At 69.1% G+C, this 713-nt stretch carries 1 protein-coding gene; it reads right to left on the reverse strand.

Going from position 1 to position 713, the window contains the following annotated elements; genetic code table 11:
- Positions 1-713 (reverse strand): acetyl-CoA C-acyltransferase (locus ACV22W_RS33555; RefSeq protein WP_448023827.1); only part of this gene is annotated, 713 nt, incomplete at both ends.

A 713-nucleotide genomic window follows, 5' to 3' on the forward strand; every position in this document is an offset into this window, starting at 1 on the left:
TTCGAGAACGCCGGCTTCAGCCCCGCCAGCGATTCCGCCGTCACGCCGTGACGCACGAACTCGTCGGTCGCGAACTGCAGCGGCTCGCCCTTGCGCTGCGGAATCGACACCGGCACGATCTCGGCGTCGAAGCGGCCGGCCTTCTGCGCGGCTTCCGCCTTGTTCTGCGACAGCGCCGCGAACGCGTCCTGCTCCTCGCGCGTGATCCCGTATTCCTTCGCGACGTTCTCCGCCGTGATGCCCATGTGGTACTGGTTGTACACGTCCCACAGGCCGTCGACGATCATCGTGTCGACCAGCTTCGCGTCGCCCATCCGGAACCCGTCGCGCGAGCCCGGCAGCACGTGCGGCGCCGCGCTCATGTTTTCCTGGCCGCCCGCGATCACGATGTCCGCGTCGCCCGCCGCGATCGCGTTCGCCGCCAGCATCACCGCCTTCAGGCCCGAGCCGCACACCTTGTTGATCGTCATGCCCGGCACCGCGTTCGGCAGGCCGGCCTTGATCAGCGACTGGCGCGCCGGGTTCTGCCCCGAGCCCGCCGCCAGCACCTGGCCCATGATCACTTCGCTCACCTGCTCGGGCTTCACGCCCGAACGCTCCAGCACCGCGCGAATCACCGTCGCGCCCAGCTCCGGTGCCGCGATCTTCGCGAGCGAGCCGCCGAATTTGCCGACCGCGGTCCGCGCGGCCGATACGATCACTACGTCCGTCAT

The sequence above is a fragment of the Burkholderia sp. AW49-1 genome, assembly GCF_053427845.1.